The organism is Desulfococcus sp. (assembly GCF_050178255.1).
Lineage (GTDB): Bacteria > Desulfobacterota > Desulfobacteria > Desulfobacterales > Desulfococcaceae > Desulfococcus > Desulfococcus multivorans.
In genome coordinates this window covers 1-5985 of the sequence record NZ_JBFXGG010000071.1, presented here as the reverse complement: position 1 = coordinate 5985, position 5985 = coordinate 1, and the positions used below count along the sequence as shown (strand labels likewise).

2 protein-coding genes and 1 pseudogene are annotated in these 5985 nt (G+C 60.0%); 1 reads left to right on the top strand and 2 read right to left on the bottom strand.

The window, feature by feature from the left end; genetic code table 11:
- A pseudogene (locus AB7S84_RS12440) lies at positions 1 to 785 on the top strand (DEAD/DEAH box helicase); the annotation flags it as partial.
- A gap of 64 nt (positions 786 to 849) precedes the next feature.
- Here the strand turns inward: AB7S84_RS12440 and AB7S84_RS12435 are convergent.
- Positions 850 to 3942 (bottom strand): efflux RND transporter permease subunit, encoded by a 3093-nt coding sequence (locus AB7S84_RS12435; protein ID WP_428154771.1) that lies wholly within the window; start codon positions 3940 to 3942, stop codon positions 850 to 852.
- A gap of 63 nt (positions 3943 to 4005) precedes the next feature.
- Positions 4006 to 5136 (bottom strand): efflux RND transporter periplasmic adaptor subunit, encoded by a 1131-nt coding sequence (locus tag AB7S84_RS12430; RefSeq protein WP_020876082.1) that lies wholly within the window; start codon positions 5134 to 5136, stop codon positions 4006 to 4008.
- Positions 5137 to 5985: the final 849 nt, after the last annotated feature.

Sequence of the window (5985 nt, the reverse complement as noted above, 5' to 3'; positions counted from 1 at the left end):
CGCGTCTTGTGACGGCACCGCCGGCCGATGTTTACAGCCAGATCAAAATCAATTTTTCCATGGCCCTCAACCTGCTCCTCTCCCACACGCCGGACCAGATCCAGCTGCTGCTCGAAAAATCCTTTGCCGCTTACCTTCTCGAGCACGATTCCGGTTATCGCTCCTATCGGAAGATGGGGAAAACGGCCGAACGGGAGGCGCCGGAAAAAAGCCGGCTCTGGAACGACTTCCTGGACCACCTCGATTTTTTGAAAAAAACCGGTTATGTATCGGAAGAGGGCAAGCTGACGGACGACGGCATGTGGGCGTCGCAGCTGCGGGTGGACCATCCGCTCTCCATCGCCGAGGGGTTCCGGCTGGGCGTCTTCCCGGAAAACAATCCGGCCGTGATCGCCGGGTTGATGGCGTCCTTCGTCAATGAACGGGAATGCGACGATCGGGTCCTGAAGGAGGTCGTTCCCAATACCCTGAAGCGGGCCTTCCAGAATGTCGTCAAGGGATTGGGGCCGTTTTTGAAGCAGATGGCCGATGCAGGCTTCGACGTACGCCCCATGTATCTCAGGCCCTGCCTCTCCGTATATCTCTGGGCCGCCGGAGCGCATACATGGGAGCATGTGGTGCGGGTGTCGGAGTTGGCGGAAGGCGATATGGCGGTACTGATCCTGCGAACGGCGGACAATCTCCGGCATATCGTCGCCCTCCGGGAGGTTTTCCCGGAAGCGTCGAAAAACGCGTCGAAGGCCGTCGAATCCATCCTGAGGGACCCGGTGGCGGTCTTTTTCTGATGCCGCCGGCGCATCCCGGCCTGTCAGGATCACCTCAAAATCCCTTCGGCAAAACCTGACGGGATCAGGCTGCCGCTTCGACGGCCGATCCCGCCGTTTTGGCATGATCGCGCGCCACCAGCATATAGATGGACGGGATGACGAAAAGGGTGAAGAAGGTCCCGACGGTCATGCCGCCCACGAGGACGAGGCCGATGGAGTTCCGGGCCTCGGCGCCCGCACCGGTGACCAGAATCAAGGGAAAGTAGCCGGCAATGGTGGAGCCGGTGGTCATGAGAACCGGCCGAAACCGGGTCAGGGCCGCCTCGCGCACCGCCTCGCGCTTGTCCATCCCCCGCAGCTGAAGCTTGTTGGCGAACTCCACCACCAGAATGCCGTTTTTGGCGACCAGGCCCACCAGGGTCACCAGGCCCACCTGGGAATAGATGTTGAGGGTGGTGGTCCAGCCGTGGGTCCAGAAAGGCACGTTGGGGTCGGGCATCTTGAGGAACGTGAAGATAAGCGCCCCGAACATCCCCAGGGGCACCGATCCGGCGAGAATGACGAAGGTGTCGCGGAAGCTGTTGAACTGGGCCGCCAGGGTGAGAAAAATGAGAACGACCGCCAGGACGAAGGCCTGGATGAACTTGTTGCCCTCGGTCCTGAGCTGCCGGGATTCCCCGGTATAGTCGATGACATAGCCCTGGGGAAGGATGGCGGCCGCCTCCGCCTCCAGGAATTTGAGGGCCTCGTCCAGCGGCCGGACGGGAACCCCGCTGATCTTGACGGCGTTGAGCTGCTGAAAACGGTTCAGTGAGCGGGGCGTGGTGGTGTTCTTGATGGTGGCAATGGTGCTGAGGGGCACCAGCCGGCCGTCGGGTCCGGAAACATGGATGTCGAGAAGCTGCTCCGGATTGAGGCGGTCGACACGGGTGACCTGAGGAATGACCTTGTAGCTGCGGCCGGCGATATTGAAGCGGTTGACGTAGTTTCCACTGAGCATGGCCGCCAGGTCCGAACCCACCTGCTGAAGATCGAGGCCGAGGTCCGCCGTCTTGTCCCGGTCGATGACGATCTCGGATTGCGGCTGGTCGATCTTGACGTCGATGATGGGCGGAAAGGCGAACATCCCGCTCTGCATCGCCTTGTACTGGATCTGGTTGGCAAGCTCGAGGATCTGCTCCGTTTCCGCCGTTGCGGTCAGCAGAAACTCAACTGGAAAGTCACCGCCGCCCGGCAGGGCCGCGGGTGTAACGGGAAATATACGGATGCCCGGAATGGCCGAGAGCTTTTCCTGGACCTCCGGCATCACCTGGAACACGGTCCGGTCCCGCTCCTCCCAGGGCTTGAGCACCATCCCCGCGAAGCCGGAATTCGGCTGGGTGATCTGAAAGGTGAAATTGGTTTCGGGGATGCTGAAGAAGACATCGTTTACCGCCGCCGCATACTGGCTGTTCTGGTCCAGGGTCGAGTTGGCGGACGCGTCCAGAATGCCGAAGATGACCCCCTGGTCCTCGGTGGGGGCCAGCTCCGCCGGCGACATGATGAACATGGGTACGGTCAGGAGGCTCACGATCAGCCAGACCGTATAGACCGCCGGACGGGTATCCAAGGTCACATCGAGAAGTTTACCGTAGATCCCTCTGAACCGGTCGAAACCCCTGGATATCCTGTCGGCGAGCCCGCGCTCCTTCATCCCCGGCTTGAGCAGTTTGGACGCCATCATGGGCGAGAGCGTGAGGGCGATGACCGTGGAAATGATCACGGCGCCGGTGAGGGTGAAGGCGAACTCCCTGAAGAGGGAGCCGGTGAGCCCCCCTTGAAGCCCGATGGGTGCGTAAACCGCCACCAGAATGATGGTTGTGGCGATGACGGGGCTGATCAGCTCCCGGGCCCCCGCCAGCGCGGCATCCATGGGGGATTCGCCCTCGCTCAGGTGCCGCTCGATGTTCTCCACCATGACAATGGAATCGTCCACCACCAGCCCGACGGAGAGAACGATCGCCAGAAGCGTCAGCAGATTGATGGTGAATCCGAAGACCTGCATCAGGAAGATTGCGCCGATGAGGGACATGGGGATGGTCACCACGGGGATCAGCACCGACCGGAGCGAACCCAGAAAAAGAAAAATAATGACCACGACGATGATGAGCGTTTCCGCCAGGGTTTTGACCACCTCCCGGATGGCGTTGGTGATGTAATCCGTGGCGTCGTAGGCCACCCGAGCCGCCATGCCGGTGGGCAGCTGCCGATCGATGTCGGCCATCTCCCGGGTCACCCGCTGGATGACGTCGATGGAATTGGCGTTGGGCAGGGGCCAGATGCCCATGAAGACGGCGGTCTGTCCTGAAAAACGCACCTCGGCGTCATAGTCTTCCGCCCCCAGTTCCACCTCGCCCACGTCCTCGAGGCGCACGATGGCGCCGTCCTGCTCCCGAATGACCAGACGTTTGAACTCCTCCACCGTACTCATATCGGTATTCGACACCAGGTTGACCTGGACCAGGGAGCCCTTGGTCTCGCCGACCGCCGACAGGAAATTGTTGGCGGCCAATGCCTCACGAACCTGCCCCGGGCTGATGTTGAGGGCAGCCATGCGTTCCGGCTTGAGCCATACGCGCATGGCAAAGGTTCGGGCGCCCAGGATATCGGCCCGCTGCACCCCTTCAACAGCTGAAAGTCTGGGTTGAACGACGCGAACGAGATAATCGGTGATCTCGTTCTGCTCTAAAATGTCGGAGGTGAAGCTGAGGTAGGCGGAGGCGAACTGGCTGTCGGCGGATTCGACGTTGATGATGGGAACCTCGGCCTCGGGCGGGAGATCGCCCCGGACCTGGTCGACCTTGGCGCTGATCTCCGACAGGGCCTTGACCGGATCGTAGTTGAGCTTGAGACGGACAGTGATGGTCGAAAGCCCTTGAGCGCTTTTGGATTCGATGTATTCGATTCCGTCGGCGGCGGCAACGGCGCGTTCTATCGGTGTGGTGATGAATCCGCGCACCAGGTCGGCGTCGGCCCCCACATAAACGGTCATAATGGTGACCGCCGCATTTTCACTGCGGGGGTATTGCCGGACATTGACCGTCCGGAGCGCCTGCAACCCGGCGATGATGATGAGGAAGCTGACCACCAGCGACAGGACCGGACGGTGGATGAAAATGTCGGTGAATGCTCTCATGATATGACGCTCTCAAGCTGGAATTGAAGTCTTTCGCACCCGACTCCCATCAGGTGGGACGCCTCATCTGTTTTCCGGGGTCGGGGATTGTTCGAACACCGGGGAGAGGGTGTTGTCGATGACCACGGTCTGACCGTTCCGCAACTTGAAAACCCCGGTGCTCACCACCAGCTCCCCCTCCCGGAGCCCCGAGGAAACAGCGGTAAAATCGCCCTTTTTATCCCCCAGCCGAACGAACTGTTGGCGAAGGGTCATATGGGTCTTGTCGTCGGCATCACCTTCCGCCGTTTCCACCACGAACACGGAATCCCCGTAGGGGGCGTACAACACCGCCGTCTCGGGGATGACGACCACCGGCTTCGGCTCCGGCATCACCACATCCACGTTGACGAACATCCCTGGCCGAAGACGCTCCTCCGGATTGGTTATTGTGGCCTGAATGCGGACGTTCCGGGTCGCCGATTCCACCTCCGGGTTGATGGCGGTAATCGTCCCGTCAAGGATCAGACCGGGCAGAGCATTGCTGGTAACCCGGACCGTCATCCCGGGCTTGACCCTGGCGATCTCCTGCTGGGGCAGCAAAAAATTGACGAAAACAGGATCGAGGGCCTGAAGGGAAACAACGGGGTCGCCCTCCCTCAGTAATTCTCCCATGTTGACCAATCGGATGCCGAGACGACCCGCAAAAGGTGCCCGGATGGTCTTCTTTTCGATGAGGACGCGGATGCCGTCCACCTCCGCGGCGGCCGATTTGTACTGGGCGTCGGCATTATCGTAATCGGATTCCGAAATGGCCTTCCGGGCCAGAAGCCCCCGGGCGCGTTGGAAGTTGATCCGGGCCAGGTTCAAAGCGGCCTCGGCCGCCCGCAGCCGGGCCTCTTCGGATGCGGTGTCCTGCTTGATCAGGAGATCCCCGGCCTTGACCTTCCCTCCCGGCTCAAAAGCGATATTGACGACCTTACCGCTCAACTCCGTGGTTACCGTGACGCCCTGGACGGCATCCAACGACCCTACGGAAGGGATGAGGGTTTCCCACTGTTCCCGGGTCGCCTCGAAAGCGTTTACCCTCTCGGGCGGCGGTGCGAAATCCTTCCCCTGGGCCACCATCCGGCCGATCTGCAGCGCCTTGATGCCGGCGATGCCCGCCACCAGGACGATCAATCCCACAATGGTCAACACGATTCGTTTTTTCATTTCCAAATTTCTCTGTTCTGGATGCGCCCTCCGGTCCGTCAAAGCAAAACAGCGCCGATATCCCCGAGACCGTCAAGGCCGTTTTGTGTTTTCTTTGCGGCATGGACAGCTTTGTATCTCAACTTTCGACTTTCACAGGTCGGTGCCGAGAGGATACGGCCCGCGCCCCACGCGATTTCGTTCAAGTGCCGCTAAAGCTTGCTCCGGGCGGCCCGGAAACTCGCTGGCGCTCAAACAGTCCGGGCCGCTGATCCGCCGCGGCGCTTAAGCGGCACTAAAACTCACCGCTGAAGGGGCCCGGGCCGTATCCTCCCGGCACCTCTTTCCGGCCATCGTCATGAAAGTCGAAAATTGAATTTGTATCATATTCACCTGCACTGTCGATGTCAATCAATCCTGTTTCACATCGAAGAGATCAACACCCGGATCCGTTCATGAATCACCGCAACGATAAGGGAAATGTTCCGCGGCCCGCCGCCCTGACCTCACGGATCCGCGCCCCCATAATTTTCTTGAGAAAAATAATGGCATGTGTTTCTATAACGCAACTTTCGACTTTCATGACGATGACCGGATAGCAGTGCCGGGAGGATACGGCCCGCGCCCATTCCCATGGACGATCATCCGCCGTTTTCAAGGCGATACGCGATGGCGCCCCCGATGTTCGACGACTGAACCTTCATGCATCGGGAAAGCTTCCCGCCGCATCGCTCCGGAAGAGAAACCCCTGACATAGGAGAAATGATATGATTCTGCCCAAAATCGAAATCAAAAAAATACTGTACTCCACTGACCTTTCCGATAGTGCGCGCCATGCATTCGCTTACGCGGTGAGCCTTGCCAATCTCT

Coding starts and splice junctions, on each gene's coding strand:
- AB7S84_RS12435 (WP_428154771.1), bottom strand. CDS start 3,942: ATGAGAGCATTCACCGACATTTTCATCCACCGTCCGGTCCTGTCGCTG.
- AB7S84_RS12430 (WP_020876082.1), bottom strand. CDS start 5,136: ATGAAAAAACGAATCGTGTTGACCATTGTGGGATTGATCGTCCTGGTG.